The sequence below is a fragment of the Arthrobacter glycogeni genome (assembly GCF_054511155.1).
This window is the reverse complement of sequence record NZ_JBTNDE010000003.1, coordinates 79092-105353: the sequence shown is the minus strand read 5'-3', so window position 1 is coordinate 105353 and position 26262 is coordinate 79092. Positions and strand designations below refer to the sequence as shown.

Genomic DNA, 26262 nt, shown 5'->3' with positions numbered 1-26262 from the left:
TGGGGTGTCACCTGCTCCGTAAGGTCAGATCAAGCCATGTTTGCTGAGCAGTTCCTGGGTCGCGTCCAGTGACTCGAGGTCGGACAGGTCCAGGTCCGGGTTGATCAGCGAATCCAGAGCCGGCAGGTCTTCGGGAGCGTCAATGCCTTCGGCGAGCGGGTACTCGAACGTCTCGTCGACGAAATACTGCTGCGCGTCGGCCGAGACAAGGAACTCGACGAACTCGAGGGCGTCGGCGTCCTGGGCGGCGCCGGACAGGATCCCTGCTCCGGTGACGTTGACGATAGACCCCGGATCTCCGGCCTCAGGGTAGGACAGCTGGGCGCGCATGTTCTCTTCGCCGATTTCGGCTGCCTGACCGAACCAGTAGTAGTGGTTGATCAGTCCGGTGTCGACGACTCCCTCATTCACAGCGGTCAGCACCGCCCCGTTGTTCTCGAAGATCTGCGGATCATTGGCTGCCAGCGCTGCCACCCACTCGTCGGCCGCTTCTTCACCCTTGAGCACGCGGTACGCGGTAATGAACGCCTGGAAGCTTGCATTCGAGGGGGCAACGCCCACCCGGCCAGCCCACTCGGAGGTGATCAACTCGTCCACCGTGACGGGCACTTCATCGGCGGCGAGTTCTTCGCCGTCGTACACAATGACGCGGGCGCGGCCGGTGACCCCAACCCAGCTGTCATCGGTGGAGGTAAATCCGGCGGGGACGCTCGCTGTGAGGTCTTCGGGGAGGGTGGTGAACAGGCCGGCACTGCTGAGGGCGCCGAGCGCTCCAGCGTCCTGGGACAGGAAGACCTGGGCGGGGGTCTGCTCGCCTTCTTCCAGCAACAGGGCACCTAGTTCAGCGGTGTTGCCGTAGCGGACGTCTACCGAGATACCGCTGGATTCCTCGAACATGTCGATGAGCGGCTGGATCAGCTCTTCATCCCGGCCGGAATAGAGGGTGAACGCGTCGTCGCTTTCGAGCTCGGCGGCGGGCGCTGAGCTTCCCTGCTGCGTGGGCTCCGTGGGCTCGGCTGTCGCACCGCAGCCCACGAGGGCGAGGAGGGCGGCGCCGGCAGTGAGGGCGGCAAATTTGTTGGTCATGGGTGGTGTCTCCGAGGGTGATCCGGTAATGCGGGTAAGGATTACCTTACACGGGGTTAAACCGAATTAGTCACACAAATATGACCTAATAGGGCCCGAGGCGGATCAGGGACGCCTGCGCTGGGGGTAGAACGTCTCCTGCCGGGCCAGCATCGCCACGAATTTTGTGATATTCCGCTCACGGGCGGCGTCGGTTTTGAGCTGGCCCAACCGGAAGATCAATGCATACCTGTTCTGGGAGGAGAGGACCTCGAACATGGCGTGCGCCGCTGGGTCCGCGGCCACCGCTGCAGCCAGGTCGGGGGGAACCTCGGCCGTCGCCGGTCCGGCGTAGGCCCGCTCCCACCGGCCGTCCGCTCTCGCGGCGGCGACGGCGTCGTGCCCTGCCTGCGTCATCCGGCCCTCGGCGGTCAACCGGTCAATGTAGCCAATGTTGCGCAGGGACCACATGCTGCGCGGCCCCCGCCGAGTGAACCGCTGGAAGGAGCTTCCGTCGTCCCGCCGTCGGGCCTGACCATCGATCCACCCCACGCACAGCGCCTCGTCCAACGCCGCCGGGTAGGTCAGCTCCGTGACCAACCCGCCCTTCTTGTGCAGGATCAGCCAGACCCCCGGGGAGGTGGAGTGGTTAGCGTCGAGCCAGTCCTTCCACGCCGGAGCATCGGGAACCAACAGTTCGGGCAGTTCGGCCTTCATGGGGCTACTGTAAACCCCTATGCTTCGCTGAGCTCCCCGACCCAGGAATCTGGAGGAAACCTCATGCTGCGGGTCCGCCCTACGGTGATCACCACCGACACCGAGCGAATGGCTTCCCTCCTCTGTGTCCTCGGTCTGCTGCAGGCCGAAGGGAATGCCGAGGAAACACTTTTCGACGCCGGCGGGGGCCGGCTCGCTGTCCACGGCGCTGGGGACGGGCTGGGACACATCGGATTCGAAGCGGGCGACCTGGCCGAATTTGCCCGCCGTACCCGGGAGAGCGGGACGGCAGCCGAACTGGTCCAGTCCGACGGCGGCACGGCTGGTTTCATCGCGACTGTCCTCGTCACAACTCCCGGGATCGCTTTTGCTGTCCACCAGGGTGAGCGGGCCGCGCGCGCCGGCGTCGACCCGGATCTCACTGTGGTGTGCGTGTGGCACACGCCGGATTCCGTGTCGGCGGCGAAGGTGCTGGGCGACATCGGCGCACGGCCGCGACCTGCTGCCCCTGACGGTCGGCTGGAATTCGAGGCCAAGAATGGCGGCCTGGTGTCGGTTCGCACCGGGGAACACCAAAGCGTCGAGGTGGGGTTCGAGTACACGGGTGACCTTCCCGGACTCCGCGACAGGGTGCTGAGGGCCGGATTCCCCGCAGTGTTAGGCGGAGCGGGCCGTTTCCTGAGCGTTTCGCTTCCGTCGGGTCAGCCGTTGACCGTTACTGGGCCTTCGGACGGGCCGAGTTGACTGTCCGGCACACCCGCAACGGCGCCCGCCTGGCACCCGTACGACGGTGAGCCCGGATTCAGCCAAGGGCCGAAGCGCAGCGCGCCGCCCGCCATCGGGGCCCCGTCTGCGATAGAACAAAGTATGAACGTTCGCACCCCTGACCCCAATCCCGGGTGGCTTTCGGAGGATGACCTCTATGAAGCCCGCCGCCGCCTCCCGATGGTCTACGTGGAGGCCATCCCGGTGCGCTGCGATTCGCTGGGGTATGTCACCGAGGTGGGCTTGTTGTTGCAGGCCAACGATCAGGGCGAGATGGTCAGGACATTCGTCTCCGGGCGCGTGATGTACCGCGAAACCATCCGCGCCGCGCTGGTCCGTCATCTGGAAAAGGACCTGGGTCCGTTTGCTCTCCCCCAATTGCCGCCCTGCCCGGTGCCGTTCACGGTCGCCGAGTACTTTCCCTCGCCGTCGGAAACCGGGATGACCGATGACCGGCAGCACGCGGTCGCCCTCGCCTACCTCATCCCCGTGACCGGCGAATGCCAGCCCCGCCAGGACGCCCTGGAGCTGTCCTGGATGACCCCTGACGAAGCGCTCAGCCCTGGCGTTCAGTCCGAATTCTCGGGTGGACGCGGTGGATTGCTCCGCCAGGCGCTGGCCTATGCTGGCTGGGGGCGCTAACCAGTGACCGAGAACCGGAAACCGTCACGGGTACGCAGGCTCAGCGCCGAAGCTGTCACCGCCGGTCACCACATCATCGGTCCGGCCGGCGCAGAGCCCACCGAGGTGGTGGAGATCGATATCGAAAATGACGATTTCGGTACCCCCGCTGTCGTCGTCGCCACCCTCGACTCCGGTGATGTTCTTCGGATCGCGACTGGTTCGCAGGTCCAGATTGCTGTCGACGACGACGAGGCGGCGGCTGGATCGATCCCCGCCCAGGATGGCACCCCTGAGGCTGTCATTGCCCACGCTGTGTCCCTGCACCCGGAAAGCATTCGGCTACAGGGAATTGCTGAACGGCTCTCGAACGGCGTGAACGTCAAATCGGGGAGCAATCTGCAGGACGTCCACGATCTTGCGTTGAGCCTGCTGGTTGACTTCGCCGACGCGGCCAACGCGCAACGGGTCTGCGACCTGCTCACCCCGCTGCCGTTTGACGGCAACTTTGGACGCTGGAAGTGGATCGAGGGGGTGCTGGCCCTGGCCTCCTACCTGGCTTACGACGACGGCGACGCCGCTCGCGCAGCTGCCTACTCGGCGTCGCTCCGCTCCGCGGACGACGCGGAAACCGATCCCCTGAAAGCCAAGCTCGCGGCAGCGGTCAGGCAGCGCCAGCTCAATGCCCCCAACCTCTACGACCCGGAGATCGGCCGGGCCGTAACTGCTGGCGACGCGGCGGCCGAGAAGGACTGGCGGGTGGTGCGGCTGACAGCGTTGCTCTACCTGCGCGCGCACGGCGGCTCCGAAACGCTGACTACTGAAGAATTGACCCGGCGGATCCACAACGAGCTCGTCGCGATCCGCGCCCGGTAGGGCTCGGGTAGGGCTCTGGAGTAGGAGCTGCTGCGGGAGTAGAGTGTCGCCATGGATCACTCGCCCGGCATCACCGGCTCGGCCGCAGCTGGTGCTCTGAACCCGCTGAGCGTTCACATCAATGCTGACGCGCGTCAGGTCTGGGTGATGCTCCGCGAACCGGCCAAGGTCGCACAGTGGCACGGGTGGGATTATGACGGTCTGGCTGAAGAGATCCGCCTGATCTATTTCTCCGTCGGCGTCGCAGAGGCGCCTAACCACCTTTCGCTGACGCTGGAGGACGGCGATACGTTCCTGGCGGTGCCCGGCCCGGATGGGACTGTCGTCACCGTTGAGCGCGGGCAGCCGGAACCGGGGTCCGAGCTGGCGGACTGGGACGAAGATATCACCGAGGGGTGGATCTCGTTCCTCCAGCAGCTGCGCTTCGCGCTTGAACGGCACCCCAACACCGACCGTCACACGGCATTCTTCGCTGGCACCCCCACCGATGGGCGGTCCATCGTGGACCGGCTGGGCGCCCAGGTGGTCGGTCAGCCCGGCGATTTCTACACGCTGACCATGCCGGGTGGCGAGGAACTGACGGGCAGGGTGTGGTTCCGCACCGAACGGCAACTTGGGCTGACCGTGGCCCAGTACGCCGAGCACGGCGACGGGCTGCTGATCCTGGCCGAGCAGCCCCTTACCGAAGGCGTGCGCGCTGAGCTGTCGTCGTTGGTCATTGCCTCGACCTACGCGTTGGGAGCCAGGGATCTGCACGCCGTCTGGGACAGCTGGGAGGGTGTGCGACGAGATTCCTATCCCGACGCCGACCCGCTGGTCACCTCAGCCCTGGACCGTGCGGGCAAACCGTCCTCCTAATTGCTGGCAAAATAGGCTGGTGCCAACTGATACGCAGCAATCTTCTTTCTCGTTCACCGTCGATCAGCGGCTGAGCGACCCCGCGGGCGGACCATCGCATGGGCGCACCGGCACCATCACCACACCACACGGTGAGATCCGCACACCGGCGTTCATCGCCGTCGGGACCAAAGCATCGGTGAAGGCGGTGCTCCCCGAGTCCATGAAGGACCTTGGTGCACAGGCACTCCTTGCCAACGCCTACCACCTGTATTTGCAGCCAGGACCCGAGATCCTCGACGAAGCCGGCGGGTTGGGCCGCTTCATGAACTGGGCTGGGCCCACGTTCACGGATTCGGGTGGTTTTCAGGTGATGAGTCTGGGTTCCGGGTTCAAGAAGGTCATCACCATGACCGTCGCCGACGCGGAGGGCGGGGGATCCGACCACCGGGTGGCCGCCGGCAAGGACCGGCTCGCCCACATTGACGACGATGGCGTCTGGTTCAAGTCCCACCTCAACGGGGACCGGCACCGGTTCACCCCTGAGATTTCGATGCAGGTACAGCATCAGCTGGGCGCTGACATCATGTTCGCGTTCGACGAGCTGACCACGCTGATGAACTCCCGCGGCTACCAGGAGGAGTCGCTGGAGCGCACCCGACTGTGGGCCGAGCGCTGCCTTGCCGAGCACGACCGGCTGACCGACGAACGGGTGGGGAAGCCGTACCAGGCGCTGTTCGGCGTCGTCCAGGGCGCCCAGTATGAGGACCTGCGACGGAAGGCTTCCCGAGACCTCGGCAACATGAATTTCGACGGTTTCGGGGTCGGCGGCGCGCTCGAGAAGGAAAACCTCGGGACCATTCTGGGCTGGTGCGCGGACGAGCTGCCCGAGAACAAACCGCGTCACCTTTTGGGTATCTCGGAGCCAGATGACCTCTTTACGGGCATCGAAAACGGCGCGGACACCTTTGACTGCGTCTCCCCCACCAGGGTCGCCCGCAACTCAGCGTTTTACACCCCGGACGGTCGGTGGAACTTGTCGAACGCCCGGTTTCGGAAGGACTTCACTCCCCTGGTGGACGGCTGCGACTGTTACACCTGCACCAACTACACCCGCGCCTACATCCACCACCTGTATAAGGCGAAGGAAATGGTCTCGGCCACGCTCATCTCGATCCACAATGAGCGCTTCATCGTGAAACTGGTCGACGACGCCCGCAACGCGATCGGCGACGGCGCCTTCTTCGACTTCAAGGCCGAAATCCTGGGCCGCTACTACGCCGCCAAGCCCTGACCCGCACCGCCGCCCGGCCATCCGCACCGCCACACCCAGAAGTGCCCGACCAGAAGTGCCGCCCGCAAAAAAGTGGCCGGCCCGCACGTTAGTGGTTGCGCAACAGCGACCCTGCACGTGGGCCACTTTTCCGGGCTAGGCGGGAGTCACGTGGGCCGGGTCGGATCCACGCAACCGGTCCATGTCGGCTCTCGACTCCTCCTCTACAGCCGCGAGGGTAGTCGAGTTGTCCACATAACGGTTTCGGCCCACCCCCTCGGGCTTGGATCAGCGCATGCTGGCTGCATGAATACCCAGTGCCCGTCCTGGCTGAACCTCTCGAAGACTCCCTGGACCACCGAGGAACTCGCCGACCGGAACGTCAACGATCGGCAGGTTGCCCGGCTCGTCCAGACGGGAGACCTCGTCCGGTTACGTCGCGGATGTTACGGGTCAGGCCAACTCTGGGAACAACAGTCACCCAAAACACGCGCGCTGCAGCGCATTTACGCACACCGCCACTCACTTCTACGGGCCAGTCAGTCAGGGCCGGTGTACAGCCATACATCGGCTGCCCGGGTCCACGGGCTGCACCTGTGGAACGTGGATGACTCGATCCACGTCACTCAAAGTTTTCCCACCTCACCCCACGGACATGGTCCAGACGTTCGAGCCTATTGCTCACCGTTGGTGCCCGAGGCCGTGTCCGTCAAGAAAGGGCTGCGCGTCACATCGCTGGAACGCACCGTGGTGGACTGCGCACGAATACTCCCCTACCGGCAGTCGCTGATCATCGCGGATAATGCCCTGTATCAAGGCGGAGACCGCCCCCTCATGCGGGACATAGCCCTGCAACTCACCGGCCACAAAGGCATCGCCAACGCGAGAAAGGTCCTCGCTCATGCCAGCGCCCTGGCCGAATCCCCCGGCGAAACCCTGACCCGGCACATCATCCGACGTCTACGGCTACCGATACCTGAGGAGCAGGTCGCCGTCCGGACCAGATATGGTGCCCACCGACTCGATTTTGCGTGGCGGGAGCTGCTGCTGGCCCTCGAATTTGACGGCAAGATCAAGTACTTTGCTTACGCGCCCACCGACGAGGTGCTCTTTCAGGAGCGTCGCCGGGAAAAGGCGCTAATGGAGGACGGCTGGCAGTTCGTCCGGCTCGAATGGTCGGATTTATTCAGAGAGTCAGAGTTGCGCGCCCGGCTCACCGCTGCTCTGCACCGGGCGGCCTTGCTCCACCGGAAAAGTGCCTGACCCGCAGACGAATGGCAGCCCCACCACTCGTCTGCGGCTCCGGCACTTTTCCGGCCCATAGGGCCACTTCCACGAAGGAATAGGCGGGCCATCTCCAGGAAGGAATAGGGGCAGGCGGCAGCTAGGAAGCCGCGTAACTCGGTTCGCGCTTCTTGATCGCTTTAATCACCAGTGCTGTGACCGGAACAAAGAACACCTCGATCAGGGTCTTGTAGAGAAATCCGAAGAGGAGGTAGTTCAGAAATCCACCGAATGTCGTAATACCAATAACAGACGCAGCGATGGCGCAGAAGATCAGGGTGTCGGCGAACTCGCCGACCACCGTTGATCCGAGCAGGCGTCCCACCAGACCTCGCTCACCCAGTCGGGCTTTCATCCGCACCAGCACCCACGCGTTGAGTGTCTGCCCCACGGCGAACGCCACAAGGGAAGCAAGCACGATCAACGGGACCGGGCCGAGAGCTCCCTCGAGGGCGGCCTGCTTTGACGTACCGAAATCGTCGTCGAACCCGGGGAGCGCGATGATAATCAGGTAACAGAGGGACGCGAACGCGGACAGCAGGAACGTCACAATGATCGCCAACCGGGCGGCTTTGAAGCCGTAGACCTCGCTGATCACATCGCCCAGAATGTAGGCGAGAGGGAAGAGGAAGAACCCGCCGTCGGTGATGATGCTGAAGTCCCCGGCAACCGGCCCGATCAGCACTCCCTTGGATGCTCCGATGTTCGACAGCAACACCACGACGGCGAGCGTCGCCAGCATGACGGCGAAGTAGGTGCTCCCGGAGGAGGCAAATTTGGCGCGGGTTCTTTCCTGCGGCTGAGTCAACGTCATCTCATTCATCGAAGTGGTTCGCGGACACTGTTCGGTCCGCTGTATTAGCACTGATGCCCGGCTGCCCCCGGGCAGCCTAATTCTCCCACGGCGGGAAGAGATGCCCTGAACTGGCCGCCCCGGAGGAAAGTGGGCAGACTATAGGAATGCCCCTACCTCATTCCGCCCCAGCCGTGACCCTGACCATCGCCGGATCCGAGGCAACCGGTGGCGCCGGCGCCCAGGCCGACCTCAGGACCTTCCAGGAGTTGGGTGTCTACGGCATCGCGACCCTGACCTGCATTGTGTCCTTCGATCCGAAGGACAACTGGAACCACCGCTTCGTGCCGGTTGACCCGCAGGTGATCGCCGATCAGTTGGAGGCTGCCCAGACGTGCTATCCGCTGGAGACAGTCAAGATTGGCATGCTCGGGACCCCCTCGACGATCAACACTGTGGCGGCAGCGTTGAAGAGTCAACGGTGGCGGAATGTCGTATTGGACCCGGTGTTGATCTGCAAGGGGCAGGAGCCGGGCGCCGCACTCGACACCGACCAGGCCCTGAAGGCCAGCATTCTTCCGCTGGCCACTGTGGTCACGCCCAACCACTTCGAAGCCGAATCGCTTTCCGGGATGACCATCAACACGATTGAGGATCTGCAGGAAGCCGCCCAGCGGATCCACGAGATCAGCGGGGCCGTCGTCGTCGCGAAGGGTGGTGTCCGAGTGGAAGGCGCGAACGCCGTTGACGTCTACTTCGATGGCACCACCCTTGAGCTGCTGTCCGCCCCGAAGGTCGGCGACGTGGCGGTCAGCGGGGCGGGGTGCACGCTCGCCGCCGCCATCGCGGCCGAACTGTCCAAAGGTGCCACGCCTCTGGAAGCCGCCCGAACTGCCAAGACATTCGTGACCGAGGGGATTCGACATAGGGTCTCGTCCCAGGCACCGTTCGACGCCGTCTGGCAGGGCGGCGCGGCCGGGATCCGAGCATGAGGATTGCGATTCTAGGCGACATCGGACAGCGGGTTTACCACGTCGGAGATGACGCGATGACCCATGCGGCCGTTGACGAACTCGCCGCCCGCGACATCAAGGACGTCGTCCTGCTCAGCCGGAATGTCACCGACACCGTCGGCCGGTTCGGGGTCGAAGCGGCGCCGACCATCGAATTCCCGTGGCCCTACGCCGCGTACCGGCACTACCTGAATGACATCCTTTCCTTCCTGGCCGGTAAGCCACACGGACTGGCCAATGATGATCAGGTACACCAGCTCATCGAGACCATCTCCGGCTGCGACGCCGTGCTGATCGCGGGCGGCGGCAACATGAACTCGGTGTATGGCTGGCTGCTGTACGAGCGTGCAGCGGTCGTCGAGATCGCCCGGCACCTCGGGAAGACGGTTGTCATCGCCGGCCAAACCGTCGGTCCGCTGCTGTACGAAGCGGACCGCGACGTCGCTGCACGGATGCTCTCGCTCGCCACCCTGGTGGGAGCGCGCGAGGCCAGCACGCTGAAGCTCGCGCGCGAGCTGACCGGAACCACCGTGGCGCCCAGCCTCGACGACGCATCGTTCCTCGCCACAAGCGCGACGCCCGGCGAGGGACAATCGCACCGAAACCCGCCAGCAGGCGCCTACCTTGTGGGAACCTTCGCCGGGGGGACGGGGGCCTGCCCGCGCAACGTCTTCGTCCGGGCGGTCGCCAAGGTGCTGGACGATGCGGCCGAACTCACCGGCCTGCCGGTGCTCCTCCTCCCCCACATGGCGGTGCAGGGGGAGGGCGGCGTCGATGAAACCATGCACGCCGAGATCGCGGCCGCGATGACCTCCGCCGTTGAGGCCAGGGAGATCGCGTCAGCGCGGGACACCGCGGTCTTGACCTCGAGAGCCGCAATGGTCGTCACGTCGCGCTACCACCCGGTGGTTTTCGCACTCGACGGCGCCGTGCCGACGGTGGCCCTGTCCCTCGATGAATATAGCGACGTGCGACTGCGTGGGGCACTCGCTCACTGGGGGCTGGCCGAGTTCGTCCTGGCGCTGCCGTCCCTGCTGGACGGCACCGTTCGGCTCGCCATCCACGAAGCCTGGCAACGACGCGCCGACATTATGCATCAGATGCAATCCCTCCGCCAGCAGAAACTGGCCGAATCAGCCGCCTGGTGGGACACTGTTGTGCGGGCCCTGCACGGTCACCCCGCCGACCTCCTCGTCCCACGCCTACACCAGGAGCTGGTACCCGAGGGCACGTGGGCTACCACCGCCGCTGCGGCGCGAGTGGTATTCCTGCCCATGTCGGCGGAAATCGCCCGCCTGCACAAGACCCGGGAACACCTTGACGGCGAAGCCACAGCAGCGCGCAACGAGCTGCAGGGCTGGTTCAACTCCTCCAGTTTCCGACTGGTCCGCATCCTCGCCTCACTCCGATCGCGGCTGCGACCGCGCAAAGCCGCCTAAGGACTCCTGTGACCACCGCTTCCCCCGCCTCAGTTGCCATCATCATGCGGTCCCGGAACCGCTCGCTCCTTTTGGACCGTGCCCTGCGGGATGTCCTCAACCAAACCGTGTCCGACTGGACTCTCGTCGTCGTCAACGACGGCGGCGACCGCGCCGAAGTGGACCCCGTCGTGGACCGGTACCGCGCGCAGCTCGGCGGGCGGGTTCAGGTTATCCACCACGACGCCGCGCTCGGGATGGAGGCGGCATCCAATGCCGGTATCCGCGCGACAGACTCGGAGTTTATTGCGATCCACGACGACGACGACGAATGGCACCCCGCCTTTCTCGAGCGGACCCTGGCCCACCTGGCGCAGCACGACGACGCCGGCGTGGCGGTACGCACCGAGATCGTCTACGAGCGGATTCTGGACGGAACGATCGAGGAAGTCGGCCGTGAGATCTTCCTGCCCGAGATGCGGTCAGTGACCCTCTTTGACACTTTGCGGCACAACCGCTGCGTTCCCATCTCGGTGCTCTATCGCCGGTCGATTCACGACCAGATCGGGTACTACGACGAATCTCTCTCCGTCGTGGGTGACTGGGAATTTCAGCTCCGGCTGCTGCGCCACCACACCCTGGGCTTCCTCGGCGCTGAACCCCTGGCCTTCTGGAATCAGCGCCGGGAGGCAACCGGAGATCTAGGGAACAGCGTGATCATCGATGATGCTGATCACAAACTGCTGGACCGGAAGGTGCGCGAGCAGCACCTCAAGGAATACGCGGGCCGGTCCGGTCTCGGGTCGCTCCTGTACCAGACTGCATATCAGCAGCGCGAGTTCGATCATTTGCACGAGCGGCAGAACTACTCGGAGGACCTCCTGCGGCAGATTCTCGATGCGAACCGTCAACTCTCCGAAAGGATGCGGGTACTGGAGGAGGCGATAAGCGACGCCAGCCTCGTCTCGCTGGCGCGTCGCCGGTACCGCCGGTTGAAAGACCGAGTGACTCGGCGCTAGAGCCGGGCGAAAGGATCGCGATTTCACACCCCGCGGCAGTCTTCAGGGAATTGCAAGGAAATTGCCTAACTTAACTAAGTTTTTTATGTGGTACCCGTTGACTTGTGACCCACTACACAGAAAAGTGGTACCGGTGGAGGGGGTCGGGTCTGCCGGCATCCACTGACGAAATACTGCTGGCGCAACTCGTTCACTCCAGGAATGTCACTCACATCTGTCATGGCCGTGTCAGCAGTACTTGCGGGGAGCTAACCAAGGATCCCGGCAAGTGGCCATGTCTGAGCCTCACTAAGGAGAAGTATGAGCAAGTCATACCACCGGAATACGGGGAAGGCTGTGTTGGCATCGCTAACTGGCCTTGTTCTGGCTTCCAGCATGTGGGCGCCTGCTTCAGCTCTGGAATCGCCGTCATCGGGCGAGCCCACTGCTGAGGGAATCGAGCTCCAGGCATTACCCGATCTCAAAGTCAGCGCGGATCTGAAGAACAGAAAGGGTTCGACTGCGGCCTACATCCAGTTCTCGGGCAAAGGCGCCTTCGAACAGACCCAGCCAGCAGAGGTTCTCAGCGGTCTCAAAGCGCCGTTGGACCGGACGGGCGACGTCCTGAACATCAGGTCCGGAATCGAGCAGCAGGCAGATTCTGTGGCCGACGAAGCGTCGGCCACGCAGCTCTACACCACGTCCAACACGCTCCCCGGTGTTGCCATTCAGGGCGACGCCGAGGCGATCAGGGCACTTGCTGCCCGCCCCGATGTCGTGAAGATCACCGGTATTGTGCCGAAGACCGTGACCAACAAGGGCGCGGATATCGACACTCGCGCTCTTGATGCCTGGACGGCCCGAGACCAGACTGGCGAGGGAGTCACCATCGCTGTCCTGGACACCGGACTCGATTACACCCATTCCGGCTTCGGCGGGCCCGGCACCATCGAGGCATTCGAGCAGGCGAAGGCCGATCTGGAACCCGATCCAGCCCTATTCGATGCCGCTAAGTACGTGGGCGGCTTCGACCTCGTTGGCGACGACTACAACGCGAACGACCCGGACAACGACACTCCCCAGCCGGACCTCAACCCCCTCGACTGCCAGAGCCACGGCTCTCATGTCGCAGGCACCGCCGCGGGCTACGGCGTCAACGACGACGGCACCACGTTCGACGGCGACTATTCCGACCTCGACGCCGACGGCGTCAACGCCATGCGGATCGGCCCCGGCTCGGCCCCCGACGCACAGCTGGTTGCGCTCCGCGTCTTCGGTTGCGAAGGCTCCAGTTCCGTCGTCGGCCAGGCGCTCGACTACGTGCTCGACCCCAACCGTGACGGCAACTTCGACGACCGCGCGCAGGTAGTCAACATGTCGCTTGGCTCCTCCTTCCCAGCGTATGACGACCCCGAAAACGACATCGTCAACGAGCTCACCACCCTTGGCGTCCTCTCAGTCGTTTCGTCAGGTAACGACGGCGACATTTACGACATCGGCGGCTCCCCCGGCAGCGCCAAGTCGGCGCTCACCGTCGCTGCTAGCGTCGGCTCCCAGGTCACCCTGGACCGGATTGATGTACTCGCACCAGAAGCGGGGCAGGCTGCTGGCCAGTACGCGCAAAACTTTAACTACGCCAACGCCACCCCCGACCAGCTCACGGGAACCGTCGTCAAAGCCCCCGCAGCCAATGCGTTCGGCTGCCAGCCCTTCGCTCCAAACACGTTCGACGGCAAATGGGTCTGGCTGCAGTGGGAGGAGAACGGCGAATTCCCTTGCGGATCGGGCGTGCGCTTCAACAACGTCGAAGCCGCAGGCGGAGAAGGTGTAGTCCTCGACTCGCCCCGGTCAGTCTTTGCCTCTGGAATCGGCGGCAACGCAACCATTCCCGGCGTCCAGCTAAACGCCGAGTTCTCCGAACAGTTGGAACCGGCAGCAGCGGCTGGCACCTTGGAAGTCCTTCTGGATTCTGAGTACCAGGCAACTGCCGGAGCTAGCTCCGGGGCACTGGACACGCTGGCTTCCTTCTCGTCCCGAGGAATTCATGGCTCGAACGGGGTGGTGAAGCCTGACGTCGCGGCCCCCGGTGTCTCAACCGGTTCGGTCCAGGTCGGCACAGGATCCGGCGCTTCGGTAAAGAGTGGCACATCGATGGCCGCCCCTCACACTGCCGGCATCGCAGCGCTGCTGGTTGGTGCCACCGACTTCAACCCGTACGAAATCAAGTCAATGATCATGAACACGGCAACAGCGGATCTACTGACCGCTGACGGAGTCGCCTACGCACCCAACCGGGTCGGTTCGGGTCGGGTGGACGCGGTCCAGGCCCTCGACACCCGGGTGCTGGCCTACGCAACCGAGGATCCATCACTGACCTCGGTAAACTTCGGTGTACTGGAACTCGGGACCGAGAAGACGGAGATCACCAAGCAGGTCACCGTCGAAAACAAGTCGGACGCCGTCCTGACCTACACGACCAGCTACCTCAAGGCATCCACCATGCCAGGTGTTGAGATCACGGTGTTCCCCGAGGTGGTCAATGTGCCTGCCAACGGAACCATCACGCTTGATGTCATCATGAGCATCGACGATCCTGCTGCGCTGGCGAAGACGATCGACCCCGCCGCTGAGGCAACCCAGCTCGGGGTGCCCCGCCAGTACCTCGCCGACGTGTCCGGACGGGTACAGCTGCTTGGAGCAGAGGGCCAGAAACTCCGTGTCCCCGTCTACTCGGCACCGAAGCCTACGTCCGAGATTTCGGCTGGCGCGAAGATCATGTTCGAGAACGCCTCGACTCTTGAGACTGCAATCGCCCTGGAGGGCCGTGGCCTGGCGCAGGGTGGGGAAGGCTCGCTGTATGAGTCAATTGTGTCCCCACTCGTGCTCGGCGCTGAAAGCCCCCGGGCCGACAAGCGTCCGCTGGAATCCCTGTACTCCTATGACCTGCGTTCAGTCGGCGCATCGTCAACGGTCCCCGCAGTGGTTGCAGCCGGTGGCGATCCAGAGGACGAGAAGGCCCCCGCTGTCTTCAACCTCGGCATCAGCACCTGGCAGAACTGGGGCCAGCTTGGCGGTAACAACGCCATCGAGGTCGAGTTCGACACGGACAACGACGGCACAGCCGACCACGTCGGATTCACCAGCCGCGCTGCTGACCTGGACCTGATCCTCTTCGAAGTCTACGAACTCAACGCTGACGGTTCGCTTGGTCCGGTCGACGCGGAAGGCAACGTCTCTGCACTCGCCGTCGTCTCCGCTAATGGCGTTGACGGCAGCGTTGACACCAACACCTTCGACACCAACGTCGTCACCTTCCCCATCCCGGTCGCAGCGCTTGGCCTCGATCTGGAAGCATCGGCACCCATCAAGTACCGCGTGGCAACCTACAGTTCCTTCAACGTTGACGAGGATGGCGAGAACGGTCCGGTGGATTCCACCGACTGGATCGACTTCAACGTCACGGAGCCTGAGCTGTGGTTTGCTGGCGCAACCCCCGACGCCTCCTTTGTTTCGGCCGACGGGGCATTGCTGGGCGTCAACCGCCAGGAGGGCGTCACCGCTGCCCGTGCGTTGTTCCTGCACCACCAGAACGCAACCGGGCTGAAGGACGAAATTGTGGGACTTCAGGTTGATCAGCTTCGCTTCCCGGATGTTGCGGGGAACGAGCACGAGGACGCAATCAACTGGCTCGCCGACCGAGGCCTGACCACCGGTTACCCGGATGGCACGTACCGCCCGCTCGCCTCGATCAACCGCGACGCGATGGCGGCGTTCCTCTACCGCCTGGCCGGCAAGCCTGCCTATGCCGAGCCGACGGTGTCGCCTTTCGATGACATCACCACGGACACCCAGTTCTACAAGGAAATGTCCTGGATGGCCGAGACTGGTTTGTCGACCGGATACGACGAGGGCAACGGGGCGGTCACCTACCGTCCGCTGGCTCCCGTCAACCGTGATGCAATGGCAGCATTCATGAATCGTTTCGCCGGGCTCTACTGCAACATCGGCGACGCGGCAGATTATCAGGCACCTCAGGTCAAACCGTTCCGGGATGTTCCGGTGAACGACCAGTTCCACCGGGAAATCTCCTGGATGGCCGAGAACAAGATCACCCGGGGCTTCCCTGATGGCGAGTACAAGAGCCTTCAGCCAGTCGCGCGTGACGCTATGGCTGCGTTCATCGAGCGCCTGGACGGCTACAACGAAAACAACGGCGGGTGCAACCCGTAACCACGGTTAGCATCAGCTAGACACCAAAAAGTGGTGGCCACCCGGCAACAGGTGGCCACCACTTTTTGCACTAGGAAAAGGTCCCCGGTCAGTCCGAGTGGGCCTCAAGGAAGCTGTACACCTCGGTCTCGTCCACCCCGGGGAACGCACCGGGCGGCATCGCGGCCAGCAGATGGGAGTGCGCCCGGGCGCTAGGCCAGGCGTGACCGGCCCAGTTCTCAGCCAACGACGACGGCGGGCGCCGACAGCACGCCTCATCCGGGCAGAAGGACTTCTCCCGCATGGCGGTGTCCCGGCCCCTGAACCATTTCACGTGCGCGTACGGCACCCCGATGCTCAGCGAGAATTCGCCGTTGGCCGACCGTTCGGTCCTGGCCGTGCACCAGTACGTGCCGCTGGGAGTGTCCGTGTACTGGTTGTACGCACGGAACTTGTCGGCTACCTCAAATACCACCCGTGACGTCCACCGTTTACAGGAGGGCTGTCCCTCAATGGCGCCGGTATGATCCTGGGGGAACGTGACGCCGTCATTCTCATAGGCCTTATAGATGATCCCGCTCTCGTGGGTCTTCTGAAAATGGGTGGGGATACCCAGGTGCTCGGTGGCGAGGTTGGTGAACCGGTGCGCCGCGGTCTCGTAGGACACGGCGAAGGCATCGCGGATGTCCTCGACGGCGATCTCCTTGGCCGCCTTGGACCGCTGCAGGAACTGCACAGCCGGTTTCTCCGGCAGCAACAACGCGGCGGCGAAGTAGTTGGTGGCCACCCGCTGCCGGAGGAACTCTCGATAGTTTTCGGGCGTCTGGTGGTCCAACACGTAGTGCCCCAGTGCCTGCAGCAACACCGAGCGCGGATCGTGATCGGTCCGCTGCGACTGCGTCAGGTAGATCCTGCGGTTCTTTAGATCAGTGACGGAGCGCGTTGAATGCGGCAGGTCGCCCACATGATGCAGGGTAAACCCCAGGTGCGTTGCAATGTCAGCGATCAGGTGTTGCGACATGGGCCCCGTGGTGTGACCCACCGAATCCAGGACCTTCTGCGCTTCGGCTTCGAGGTCGGGAAAGTAGTTGTTCTGGCGGCGCATCTCCCCCCGCAGCTCGGCGTTGGCCCGGCGGGCCTCCTCAGGAGTGGCTACCTGCTCGTTGAGCCGCCGCTCCAGCTCCCCCTGAAGCCCCACCAGCGATTCGAGGACCTCCATCGGTAGCCGTGCGGAGATGCGCACCTTCGGCAGACCGAGGGACCCGTACAGCGGGCCGCGCTGCGCCCGCTCCAGCTCAATCTCCAGAGCCGCCCTCCTGGAGGGCGGCTCCGCGCCCAGCAGCTGATCGATGCCCACCCCGAGCGCCGCCGCGAGCCCCTGCAGCATCCCCAGCTTCGGTTCCCGTTTGCCGTTCTCGATCAGCGACAACTGCGACGCAACAGTGCCGACGACGGCGCCGAGATCGTCGAGCGTCATCCCCTTCGCTTTCCTGAGGTGGCGGATCCGTCGGCCCAGGCTGATCGCGTCGAGGTCCCCCGGCCCTCCGGAACTTATCGTGGCAGACCCACTGGGCCCTGGCCGGTTCCAGGTGGCTGGTCTGATCGGCATGTTAGTCATTTGTTGAGGTTACGCGAAGAAGTGCGCTTCTTGCCAGTAGTTTCGTCTAGGCAAGGGGCTGGAATGGTAGAAAAGTTGGTTCTACGAAGCCGTCGAATACTTTATGAACTTGGAACCGCGGCTCAGGGAATTCAAAGGAGAACGCAATGACACAGGACCAGACCACCCCACCCGCCCACACAACATTGACTGGCCAGGGCGCCGAAGGATCCGCGGAGCGGGAACTCGAACTCGAGTGGTCGGCCAATCCCCGCTGGGATAACGTCAAGCGCGACTATTCGGCGGCCGACGTCGTCCGCCTCCGCGGCCGGGTCCAGGAGGAGCACACCCTGGCCAAGCGCGGCGCCGAGAAGCTCTGGACCCAGCTGACCGATCAGGCCCGAACGGGCGAGTACACCCACTCGCTTGGCGCGTTGACCGGCAACCAGGCGGTGCAGCAGGTCAAAGCCGGCCTGAAGGCCATCTACCTGTCCGGCTGGCAGGTCGCCGCCGATGCCAACAACTCGGGCCACACCTACCCCGACCAGTCCCTCTACCCCGCCAACTCGGTCCCGACTGTGGTGCGGCGCATCAACAACGCTTTGCTGCGTGCCGACCAGATCGACTTCGCCGAGGGAGTCCAGACGGTGGAGGACTACCTGGTGCCCATCATCGCCGACGCCGAGGCCGGCTTCGGTGGCCCGCTCAACGCCTACGAACTGATGAAGTCGATGATCCAGGCCGGCGCCGCGGGCGTTCACTGGGAAGATCAGCTCGCTTCCGAGAAGAAGTGCGGCCACCTCGGCGGCAAGGTGCTCATCCCCACTCAGCAGCACGTGCGGACCCTCAACGCCGCCCGGCTCGCGGCCGACGTCGCCGGCGCACCATCGGTGGTCGTGGCGCGGACCGATGCTGAGGCGGCAACGCTGATCACATCGGACGTTGACGAGCGGGACCAACCGTTCATCACCGGCGAGCGCACTCCCGAAGGCTTCTACACCGTGCGTAACGGGCTGGACGCCTGCATTGCGCGGGGCCGCGCCTACGCACCGTACGCGGACCTGTTGTGGATGGAGACCGGAACACCCGATCTTGATCTGGCGCGGAAGTTCGCTGAGGGCATCAAGTCGGAGTATCCGGACCAGATGCTCGCGTACAATTGCTCGCCGTCGTTCAACTGGAAGAAGCACCTCGATGACGCGACGATCGCCAGGTTCCAGCGTGAGCTCGGCGCCATGGGCTTCACCTTCCAGTTCATCACCCTGGCCGGCTTCCACGCCCTCAACTACTCGATGTTCGATCTTGCCGAAAGCTATGCACGCGACGGCATGAGCGCTTACGTCGAGCTGCAGGAACGAGAGTTCGCCGCCGAATCCCGCGGCTACACCGCAACCAAGCACCAGCGCGAGGTGGGAACCGGCTACTTCGACCAGGTCGCCACCGCTCTCAACCCCACGGGCAGCACCCTCGCACTGGCCGGCTCCACCGAGGCGCAGCAGTTCCACTAACCCCCACCACTTTTCCAGGAGGCACACCATGAACAACCTGATCACTCTCAACGGCGTTACCCTGACGGCGCCGGCCGTGCGCCGCCAGGACGAAATTCTCACCCCCGAGGCACTCGAATTTTTGCGGCGGCTGCATCAATCGACGGGGACCCGACGGCAGGAACTCCTGCAGTTGCGGCAGCAGTCCCGTGCCAGGATCTCCAACGGCACCGACCCGCGTTTCCTCCCGGAAACGAAACACATCAGGGACGATACCGGCTGGCGGGTGGCGCCGGTCGCTCCGGGACTGGAGGACCGCCGGGTGGAAATCACCGGGCCGGTGGACCGAAAGATGACCATCAACGCGCTCAACTCGGGCGCCAAGGTGTGGCTCGCTGACATGGAGGACTCCTCCACCCCGAGCTGGTCGAACGTCATCAATGGGCAGATCAACCTGCGCGATGCCCTCGCGGACCGGATCGACTTCACCTCCCCGGAGGGTAAGGAGTACCACCTGGGCGCGGACCGTCCGACCATCGTGGTCCGGCCCCGCGGCTGGCATCTGCCGGAAAAGCACCTGCTGATCAACAACACCCCGATTGCCGGCGGCCTGGTGGACTTCGGGCTGTATATCTTCCACAACGCCCGGACCCTGATCGAGCAGGGCCGTGGCCCGTACTTTTACCTACCGAAGATCGAAAACCACCTCGAAGCGCGGCTGTGGAATGACATTTTCGTCCAGGCCCAGCAGCTCCTCGGGCTCCCCCAGGGCACCATCCGCGCCACGGTTCTGATCGAGACCATCACCGCGGCCTTCGAGATGGAAGAGATCCTCTACGAGCTGCGCGAACACGCCGCTGGTTTGAACGCGGGCCGGTGGGACTACATCTTCTCCGTGATCAAGAACTTCAGGACCCGCGGACCCCGTTTCGTCCTTCCCGACCGGTCCATGGTGACCATGACCGCCCCGTTCATGCGGTCCTACACGGAGCAACTAGTGCGAATCTGCCACCGCCGGGGTGCCCATGCGATTGGCGGGATGGCGGCGAACATCCCGAACCGACGCGACGAGGCGGCTAACGCCGTCGCACTGGAGAAGGTGCGGGCTGACAAGACGCGCGAAGCGAACGACGGGTTCGACGGCTCCTGGGTGGCTCACCCGGACCTGGTTCCGGTGGCCATGGAGGTGTTTGATTCGGTGCTTGGTAGCGAACCGAACCAGCTCACCAGGCTGCGCGACGACGTCGTCCCCGACGATAAGGCGCTGCTGGACATCGCTGGCACCCCCGGGGTCATCACCGAGGGTGGCATCCGCGGCAATCTTGAGGTGGGTGTGAGGTACATCGAGTCGTGGCTGCGCGGCAATGGTGCTGCGGCGATCAATTCCCTGATGGAGGACGCGGCCACGGCCGAGATCTCCCGGTCGCAGATCTGGCAGTGGATCTACTCGGATGCGGTGACCGACGACGGCGAAGTGATCACCCACGGCTGGGTGGCCGAACTGCTGGAGGAGGAATTCGGGGGACTGGAGCGCTTCGAAGGCGACCGGTTTGACGACGCCCGCGCGATCTTCGAGGAGGTGGCACTCGGCGAGGAGTTCCCCACGTTCCTCACCGTCCCCGCCTACGCCCGCTACCTGCACGAGAGCAGGGAGCTCGCACCCGTCTAAACCGACATCTAGACGAATGTCTGGACGAACAGTGACGCGTCCGCATCCGGTTGGGTGCGGGCGCGTCTCTATTGAGTGGCGGGAATATGCCGAAGCCACCCCCGCGTTGTGCGAGGTATGCAGATTGAAATTTGGTCAGACGTCAAGTGTCCCTGGTGTTTCGTCGGCAAGCGCCGGTTCGAGAAAGCCCTGGCGGGGTTCGCCCACCGGGACCAGGTCACGGTGACCTGGAAGAGTTTCCAGCTCGATCCGGACCTACCAGACCACTACGACGGCACCGAGCAGCAGTACCTCGCGGAGCGCAAGGGCATCCCAGAGGACCAGGTCCGCCAGATGTGGGACAGCCTCTCCGCCTCAGCCGCGGGCGAGGGCCTGGATTTCCGGTTCGAGGACGTCGTGGTGGGTAATAGCTTTACGGCCCATCGGTTCCTGCACCTGGCCAAATCCCAGGGTCTCGGCGATGCGGCCAAGGAGGCCATCCTGTCCGCCCACTTTGAGCAGGGCAAGGACACTTCGGACACTGAGTTCCTGGTGGGCCTGGGTGCGGGCCTCGGCCTCACGGAGCAGGACGTGCGTGACACCCTGGGCACCGACCGATTCGCCGACGACGTCCGGCAGGATATCGCCGAAGCCCGCGCCCTCGGTATCAGCGGTGTCCCCTTCTTCGTCATCGACCGGAAGTACGGCATCTCCGGAGCCCAACCCACGGACCTGTTCGCCGAGGCGCTGGACACCGCGTGGAAGGAAGCGAACCCCCTCACGCTCGTTAGTCCTGCGGGGTCAACTGCGGGTTCCGACGGCGAAACGTGCGGCCCGGACGGCTGTAACTAGGGCGCCGCCGGAGTGGCTTCGGGAGGCCCGGACGCCGACTCGGGCTCGGCGGACGCCGTCGCCGGGTCGGTGCAGATCAGCCCGGCCGGCGTCGTATCCAGGTCTTCCTCGGCGATGAGAGTCTCGAACCCTGATCCGACGACGACGTCGACGGTCGCGTCGGTGCGCTCGTCCTCAACGAAAGTCGTCCCGGGGATCTGACGTTGCAGGGTAAAAGCGTTCGCGTATCCGGTGGGCCCGGACACGACGATCGCGGTCATGCCTACCCGGTTCACCGTGCGATTGGCCACTTCGCCGACGACAAAGGCGCGGCCCTGCAGGCTCTCGCCGACGGTTCCTGCCAACCCATCGATGGTGGTGCTGTTATAGAGGTTAACGGTGACCGCCGAGGGTGACTGCACCTCGAATGGTCCCGCGGGGCAGGTGTAGGTCGGTGCGAGGTCAGGTTCCAGGGCCGCAATCCGGATATCCCCACGGTTGATGCCGATGGCCACGAAAACCGCTGTCGCCACCAACGCGACCAGTACCACCAGGACCACCCCGTGCCTGAGCCGCCGCATGTAGATATGCGGTCGCTCAACGTCCCCGGTATCGGCGAACACGTTGTCCAGATCGTTTTCAGTGACGATCCGGTGACCGTGCCACTCGATCGGATTCTTCTTGGACTTCTTGGTTTCGTGCCGGTGCGGCGACTGGTCAGTCATCGATCACCAGCACGCGCGCATGCAGAATAGTCCGTTGGTGCAAGGCGGTTCGAACGGCACGGTGTAACCCGTCTTCGAGGTACAGCGTCTTGTTCCACTGGACTACATGTGGGAACAGATCGCCGAAAAAGGTGGAGTCCTCGGCTAGCAGCGCCTCAAGGTCCAGGGTGGTTTTGGTGGTCACCAAGTCGTCCAGGCGCACCTGACGAGGTGCGACGCTGGCCCAGTCCTTCGGGGTCACATGACCATGGTCAGGGTAGGGGCGTCCGGCGCTTACGGCTTTGAAGATCACCAATACAGACTAGAGAACATCAACGGTCAATGGAACATGAGCCGCGCCCAACGGGGTTTAGTGGCCGAAAGGTTACGTTCCGGCCGGTCAGGTCGCGATGATCGGTATGGTCCGTGCCGCGAGCACTTCGCCAGTAATCCAGTCTTCCCATTCGACCTTCAATTCGTACCGGCCGGCCGTCGGAGGCAGCAGCATGACGTCGTACCGTTCGGCTGCTCCGAAACCCAGCAGGCTAGTGAGCAGCGGATAGCCTGCCGCCGCGCAGGTCGGAGAAGGCACCCCCGGCACTGAGGTGTCCCTGAAGGGCCGCCCGTCATGGGCAATGACCTCGGCGATCCGGGCGGGGTGCCCTGCCTCATCGGTGAAGTACATCCGATTGGGCAGGTAGTTGGCGTTGACGATCCTCAGTAGGGTGGGTTTGCGCGCGCCTGGCACTACGTTGGCTGAGATGGACGACAGGCTCCAGACGCTGCCGTCGGTGTTACCCCGGTCCGCCAGATTGCCTCCCAGCAGATAGAAGTTCTTGGGCTCAAACCGGTTAAGTCCCACGTCTTCGCCGGACAGTCCGGCGGCATGGTTCATTTCATGCCAGCGTGGGTCCAGCGAATACGGAACCAGTAGGCATTCGGTCGCGATGTCGTACTCGGGCCCATCGACGAAGGGTCTGCGTGCACCGGGCGTCACCGGGTAGCTGGGATGCACCACCGGGTCCACCACCAGGGCACCGAACATCCCCATCTGGGCATGCAGGACGGTGTTGACGTGACAATGATAGAAGTAGGTGCCCGCCGCCCCGTAGTTGGGGTCCCCAGGCCTACCCGGCTCGGCCTGCCACTGGTAGGTGTAACTGCCTCCGATTTCGAAAGAGGAGTGTCCGACGCCGTCGTTGCGTGGATCCGGTTCCATGCCGTGCCAATGAATGGTGTGGGCACCCTTGGCCGGGGTGAACGTCGCATGAAAGATCTCGCCTTCGGTGGGCCGCAGCGTCGGTCCCGGCAGGCTCCGCCCGGAATCCTCCGATTCGAAACTCCACACCTCAAATTTCTTTCCATCATCAAACACCAGGTCGCGGGAAAAGAACTCCATCACCACCGACCGCTGGGGCGTCTGCAGGAACTCAGTGACAGGGTTCTCAAGGTCCAGCTGTTCTGAGCTGAAGTCCACCTGGCTGCGGAAGCGGTGACTCGGGGCGCCGTCGTCATCGGGAGCGGGCGACGGGGTGGGCGACGGCGGTGGAACCGGAGTGGGCGACGGGGTGGGCGACGGCGGTGGAGCCGGGGTTGTCGCCGTCGCACTCGGCGTCGGCTTGGGGGTCGCCGTCCGTGTGGCGGTCGCTGTTGGCTTGGGTGTCGCCGTCCGTGAGGCGGTCGGCTTCGGCGTGGGCTTCGGTGTCGTCGGCTTGGGCGCCGGTTTGGCGCTCGACGTTGGCTTCGACGTCGGCTTGGGGGTGGGTTTGGCGCTGGCCTTGGGTGTCGGCTTGGGCGCCGGTTTGGCACTCGACGTCGGCTTCGGCGTGGGTGAAAGCGTGGACTTGGCGCTCGGCTTCGGGGTCGGCTCGGTGCGCCTAAACCAGGGGAACCGGCGCTCTGTGCCTGCGGGTACCTTGACGTTGCTCACAATGCCGCTCCTGTGATCGGTGCTTTCAGAGTCCAGTGTGCAACCAGCCCGCCAGGGTACAACCCGCCGGCAGCCGTCTGCGATGGTTCAGCGTGGCAGTGCATGGGATACTCCCAGTCTGTAGTCCGCGCTGCCCAGACCTGGTTGACGGCGTCTGGTGGCCGTTTGATCGGGATGATGCAGTCCTTGCGGTCCATGGGTTCAAGTTCAATGACGTCCTCCCACTGTTGAACCACCACATGCCCGTCGGGGTCCACGAAACCGTCGCTGCGCGGCCAGTTGTAGTTATTGCGTCCTACAGTCCACAGGTGGTTGCCGTGGAAATGCATCTGGTGGAATACGATGCCGGGATTGACCATGCGTACCAGTTGCCCTCCGCGTAGCGTCCCCAGCTCGGTGCCCTCGCCGAACTGCCGGACGTCCAGCTGCCGGGGATAGCCCGAGATCAGCGTCTCTTCCTCGGTGGCGAGATTCAGGTCGTCGTCGGTGGTGATTCCCAGGGATTCGTAGCCGCTGCGTCCGTTGAGGAGGAAGTATCGCGGTACCGCCTTGGTCCGGCGTGGGTCAACAGTTCCGCCGGAGGCCTCAATCCCGGCCCAGACCGAGTCAACGTCGTGACAGATCCAGAGCCACTGGCGTTCGAACGACGCCATGTCCTCCCCGATGGCCCACCGATGCTCCGGATCGATCACCAGCAGCACGCCGAACAAACCCAACACCCGCTCGACCGGGGCGTTGGTCGGGTCCGCGTAGATATACGTCCCGGGTGCTGGCGTATCGAGTTCCAGTAGCGCGCTTCCCCCGGGTTGAATTGTCCCGGTGCCCACGTCGCTGCCGCCCGGGCCGGCCCCGTGCAAAGTGAATTGATGCTGTTTGGACAACCGGTTGTGAACCCGGATCCGGATCCGGGCCCCCACTTCCGCGATGATGGTCCGCTGCGGGTAATAGCTCGCCCAGTAGTTTCGACGGATAAAGTACTGCCCCGGATTGGCGGGGTCCGGCCCGAAGGGCTGGGGCGTTCCATGCGGGGGAAGTGGCGCTCCCAGAGGATAGCTCCGACTTTCCACCAGTTGACCAGCTGCAGTGAACACCTTCGGGGCAATGGCAAGGCTGGGGCGGAAATCGTCAACATCAGTTGGACGGTCTCCAAATCCGCGGTGGTACACCAACGAGTCATCGACCATTTTGAGGTAACCCTCATTGATGTAGAGGTCGAGCACGCCGGGGATCGGGCTGACGGCGAGGGGCCGCGTCGTCGCCACTCTGTTAACCCGTGCGGCCTGGGCGGGCTGCGCGTTAAGGAGGGCTGCCGCGCCCACGCCGGCGGCGGCCCCGTACCGGAGGAAGTCCCAACGGCCCAGCTGGCCTGTCACCTCCAGATCGGTGGGTTCTCCGGCGATATCGACGCCATTCTTCGCGATTCCCTGGTTGTCAGTCATGATCCACCGCCAGCGAGCCTGGCCGGTTGAGCACCGGCGGCAACTCCAGGGCCAGCGGAGGGCTGCCACCCCACGGGTCGGTGAACTCGGCGGAGAGTCTCGTCGCATCGGCGGGTACCAGGAAGTTGATCCACAGGGAGGTTGTCGAGTCGGCCGGGAGCGGGCCGGTGAGCGCTTCAGCGTCCCGGTTCGTCACGGTAGGTCCGTCCGCACCGATCTGCAGGCGCAGCTGGCCCGGGGCGAAGAGTACGGGCTGGTCGGAGTCGTTGCGGACCTCCAGTCGAAGGGCAAGGTGTTCCCCCCAGGTGCTGTTGGCCGGTTGAGCCGTGCTGCCGACCGCACTGTGACCACCGTGGGTGATCCCGGGGAGTTTCTGTGCGTCGGAGCCGCCCGGACCGTTCGCTGGCAGGAATCTCAGCTGCCGCTCGGCCTCGGTCAGCCGGACGGTGCCGAAGGAAGTTTTCACTCCGGGCGGGCTGGCAGAGGTAGCGGCTGCCAGCAGGCCGCCCGCTGCTGCCGTGCCAGCCACCGTGACACCGACCAGTACACCAAAGACGCGGCGCGTCAGGCCGGTCCGGTCGTCGGATGTGATGTTTACGTCAACCGCTTTAGCGACGTCGACCGTAGCCCGCTCGACGTCGCCCATTAGTATGGTCATCGGCCCTGTCCGCTCATTCGGTGGGGATCTAAATGGCTGTTGCGTGTCATCCACTAATTCTGATTTCGACACCTTGTAGAAACCATGGAGAATTGACCT

Annotated in this window: 23 protein-coding genes; 14 read left to right on the top strand and 9 right to left on the bottom strand. The window is 64.1% G+C overall.

Annotated features, from left to right (window positions below; genetic code table 11):
* Positions 1-24: 24 nt before the first annotated feature.
* Both ACX80O_RS03190 and ACX80O_RS03185 read right to left on the bottom strand, forming a co-directional pair.
* Positions 25-1086, bottom strand: a complete 1062-nt coding sequence (locus tag ACX80O_RS03190) for an iron ABC transporter substrate-binding protein (protein WP_459332506.1) — start codon at positions 1084-1086, stop codon at positions 25-27.
* 105 nt (positions 1087-1191) lie between these two features.
* Positions 1192-1782 (bottom strand): YdeI/OmpD-associated family protein, encoded by a 591-nt coding sequence (locus ACX80O_RS03185; RefSeq protein ID WP_459305848.1) that lies wholly within the window; start codon positions 1780-1782, stop codon positions 1192-1194.
* Positions 1783-1845: 63 nt separating this feature from the next.
* Between ACX80O_RS03185 and ACX80O_RS03180 the strand changes: the two genes are divergently transcribed.
* The 6 genes from ACX80O_RS03180 (at position 1846) to ACX80O_RS03155 (ending at position 7417) form a co-directional block, all read left to right on the top strand.
* On the top strand, positions 1846-2526 hold the full coding sequence (locus ACX80O_RS03180) for a VOC family protein (protein WP_459332505.1): 681 nt from the start codon (positions 1846-1848) through the stop codon (positions 2524-2526).
* A 123-nt stretch (positions 2527-2649) separates the two neighbouring features.
* Entirely contained in the window at positions 2650-3189 is a 540-nt protein-coding gene (locus ACX80O_RS03175; protein WP_196839393.1) for an NUDIX hydrolase family protein, read from the top strand.
* A 3-nt stretch (positions 3190-3192) separates the two neighbouring features.
* Positions 3193-4044, top strand: a complete 852-nt coding sequence (locus ACX80O_RS03170; protein WP_459305851.1) for a DUF6707 family protein — start codon at positions 3193-3195, stop codon at positions 4042-4044.
* Positions 4045-4095: 51 nt separating this feature from the next.
* Positions 4096-4902 (top strand): SRPBCC family protein, encoded by an 807-nt coding sequence (locus ACX80O_RS03165; protein WP_459305853.1) that lies wholly within the window; start codon positions 4096-4098, stop codon positions 4900-4902.
* 19 nt (positions 4903-4921) lie between these two features.
* On the top strand, positions 4922-6175 hold the full coding sequence (tgt, locus tag ACX80O_RS03160) for a tRNA guanosine(34) transglycosylase Tgt (RefSeq protein WP_459305855.1): 1254 nt from the start codon (positions 4922-4924) through the stop codon (positions 6173-6175).
* Positions 6176-6460: 285 nt separating this feature from the next.
* Positions 6461-7417, top strand: coding sequence for a type IV toxin-antitoxin system AbiEi family antitoxin domain-containing protein (locus tag ACX80O_RS03155; protein ID WP_459332504.1), 957 nt, complete (start codon positions 6461-6463; stop codon positions 7415-7417).
* Between the two features lie 121 nt (positions 7418-7538).
* Here ACX80O_RS03155 and ACX80O_RS03150 read toward each other — a convergent pair whose 3' ends face one another.
* On the bottom strand, positions 7539-8252 hold the full coding sequence (locus tag ACX80O_RS03150; protein ID WP_459305857.1) for a queuosine precursor transporter: 714 nt from the start codon (positions 8250-8252) through the stop codon (positions 7539-7541).
* A gap of 146 nt (positions 8253-8398) precedes the next feature.
* Between ACX80O_RS03150 and thiD the strand changes: the two genes are divergently transcribed.
* From thiD to ACX80O_RS03130, 4 genes are all read left to right on the top strand, one after another.
* Positions 8399-9223, top strand: coding sequence for a bifunctional hydroxymethylpyrimidine kinase/phosphomethylpyrimidine kinase (gene thiD / locus ACX80O_RS03145; RefSeq protein ID WP_459305859.1), 825 nt, complete (start codon positions 8399-8401; stop codon positions 9221-9223).
* Positions 9220-10683 (top strand): polysaccharide pyruvyl transferase family protein, encoded by a 1464-nt coding sequence (locus tag ACX80O_RS03140; protein ID WP_459305860.1) that lies wholly within the window; start codon positions 9220-9222, stop codon positions 10681-10683. Before thiD ends, ACX80O_RS03140 begins: the two co-directional genes overlap by 4 nt.
* An 8-nt stretch (positions 10684-10691) precedes the next feature.
* The gene (locus tag ACX80O_RS03135; RefSeq protein ID WP_459305862.1) at positions 10692-11681 is read left to right on the top strand and encodes a glycosyltransferase family 2 protein; all 990 of its coding nucleotides are present in this window, start codon (positions 10692-10694) and stop codon (positions 11679-11681) included.
* 300 nt (positions 11682-11981) lie between these two features.
* The gene (locus ACX80O_RS03130; RefSeq protein WP_459332503.1) at positions 11982-15890 is read left to right on the top strand and encodes a S8 family serine peptidase; all 3909 of its coding nucleotides are present in this window, start codon (positions 11982-11984) and stop codon (positions 15888-15890) included.
* 88 nt (positions 15891-15978) lie between these two features.
* On the opposite strand, the gene ACX80O_RS03125 is transcribed toward ACX80O_RS03130, so the two are convergent.
* Positions 15979-17487, bottom strand: coding sequence for a helix-turn-helix domain-containing protein (locus tag ACX80O_RS03125; protein ID WP_459305864.1), 1509 nt, complete (start codon positions 17485-17487; stop codon positions 15979-15981).
* 146 nt (positions 17488-17633) lie between these two features.
* On the opposite strand from ACX80O_RS03125, the gene aceA reads away from it, so the two are divergent.
* From aceA to ACX80O_RS03110, 3 genes are all read left to right on the top strand, one after another.
* Positions 17634-18974 carry an isocitrate lyase gene (gene aceA / locus ACX80O_RS03120; protein WP_459332502.1) on the top strand — a complete coding sequence of 447 codons (1341 nt, stop codon included), beginning with the start codon at positions 17634-17636 and terminating at the stop codon, positions 18972-18974.
* A 28-nt stretch (positions 18975-19002) separates the two neighbouring features.
* Complete coding sequence (gene aceB, locus ACX80O_RS03115; protein ID WP_459332501.1) at positions 19003-20622, top strand: malate synthase A; 1620 nt, start codon at positions 19003-19005, stop codon at positions 20620-20622.
* 117 nt (positions 20623-20739) lie between these two features.
* Positions 20740-21453 (top strand): DsbA family oxidoreductase, encoded by a 714-nt coding sequence (locus tag ACX80O_RS03110; protein WP_459332500.1) that lies wholly within the window; start codon positions 20740-20742, stop codon positions 21451-21453.
* Here ACX80O_RS03110 and ACX80O_RS03105 read toward each other — a convergent pair.
* The 3 genes from ACX80O_RS03105 to ACX80O_RS03095 form a co-directional block, all read right to left on the bottom strand.
* Positions 21450-22157, bottom strand: a complete 708-nt coding sequence (locus tag ACX80O_RS03105; RefSeq protein WP_459332499.1) for a LytR C-terminal domain-containing protein — start codon at positions 22155-22157, stop codon at positions 21450-21452. The two genes, ACX80O_RS03110 and ACX80O_RS03105, sit on opposite strands and share 4 nt — an antisense overlap.
* A complete protein-coding gene (locus ACX80O_RS03100; RefSeq protein ID WP_459305871.1) occupies positions 22150-22449 on the bottom strand; it encodes a type II toxin-antitoxin system VapB family antitoxin in 300 nt (99 codons plus the stop codon). Before ACX80O_RS03100 ends, ACX80O_RS03105 begins: the two co-directional genes overlap by 8 nt.
* An 87-nt stretch (positions 22450-22536) precedes the next feature.
* Positions 22537-23613: a multicopper oxidase domain-containing protein gene (locus tag ACX80O_RS03095; protein ID WP_459332498.1), complete on the bottom strand. Its 1077-nt coding sequence runs from the start codon at positions 23611-23613 to the stop codon at positions 22537-22539.
* Positions 23614-23692: 79 nt separating this feature from the next.
* On the opposite strand from ACX80O_RS03095, the gene ACX80O_RS03090 reads away from it, so the two are divergent.
* Positions 23693-24082, top strand: coding sequence for a hypothetical protein (locus ACX80O_RS03090; protein ID WP_459332497.1), 390 nt, complete (start codon positions 23693-23695; stop codon positions 24080-24082).
* On the opposite strand, the gene ACX80O_RS03085 is transcribed toward ACX80O_RS03090, so the two are convergent.
* Both ACX80O_RS03085 and ACX80O_RS03080 read right to left on the bottom strand, forming a co-directional pair.
* Entirely contained in the window at positions 24063-25505 is a 1443-nt protein-coding gene (locus ACX80O_RS03085; protein ID WP_459332496.1) for a multicopper oxidase domain-containing protein, read from the bottom strand. The two genes, ACX80O_RS03090 and ACX80O_RS03085, sit on opposite strands and share 20 nt — an antisense overlap.
* Positions 25498-26163 (bottom strand): hypothetical protein, encoded by a 666-nt coding sequence (locus tag ACX80O_RS03080; RefSeq protein ID WP_459305878.1) that lies wholly within the window; start codon positions 26161-26163, stop codon positions 25498-25500. Before ACX80O_RS03080 ends, ACX80O_RS03085 begins: the two co-directional genes overlap by 8 nt.
* Positions 26164-26262 lie beyond the last annotated feature (99 nt).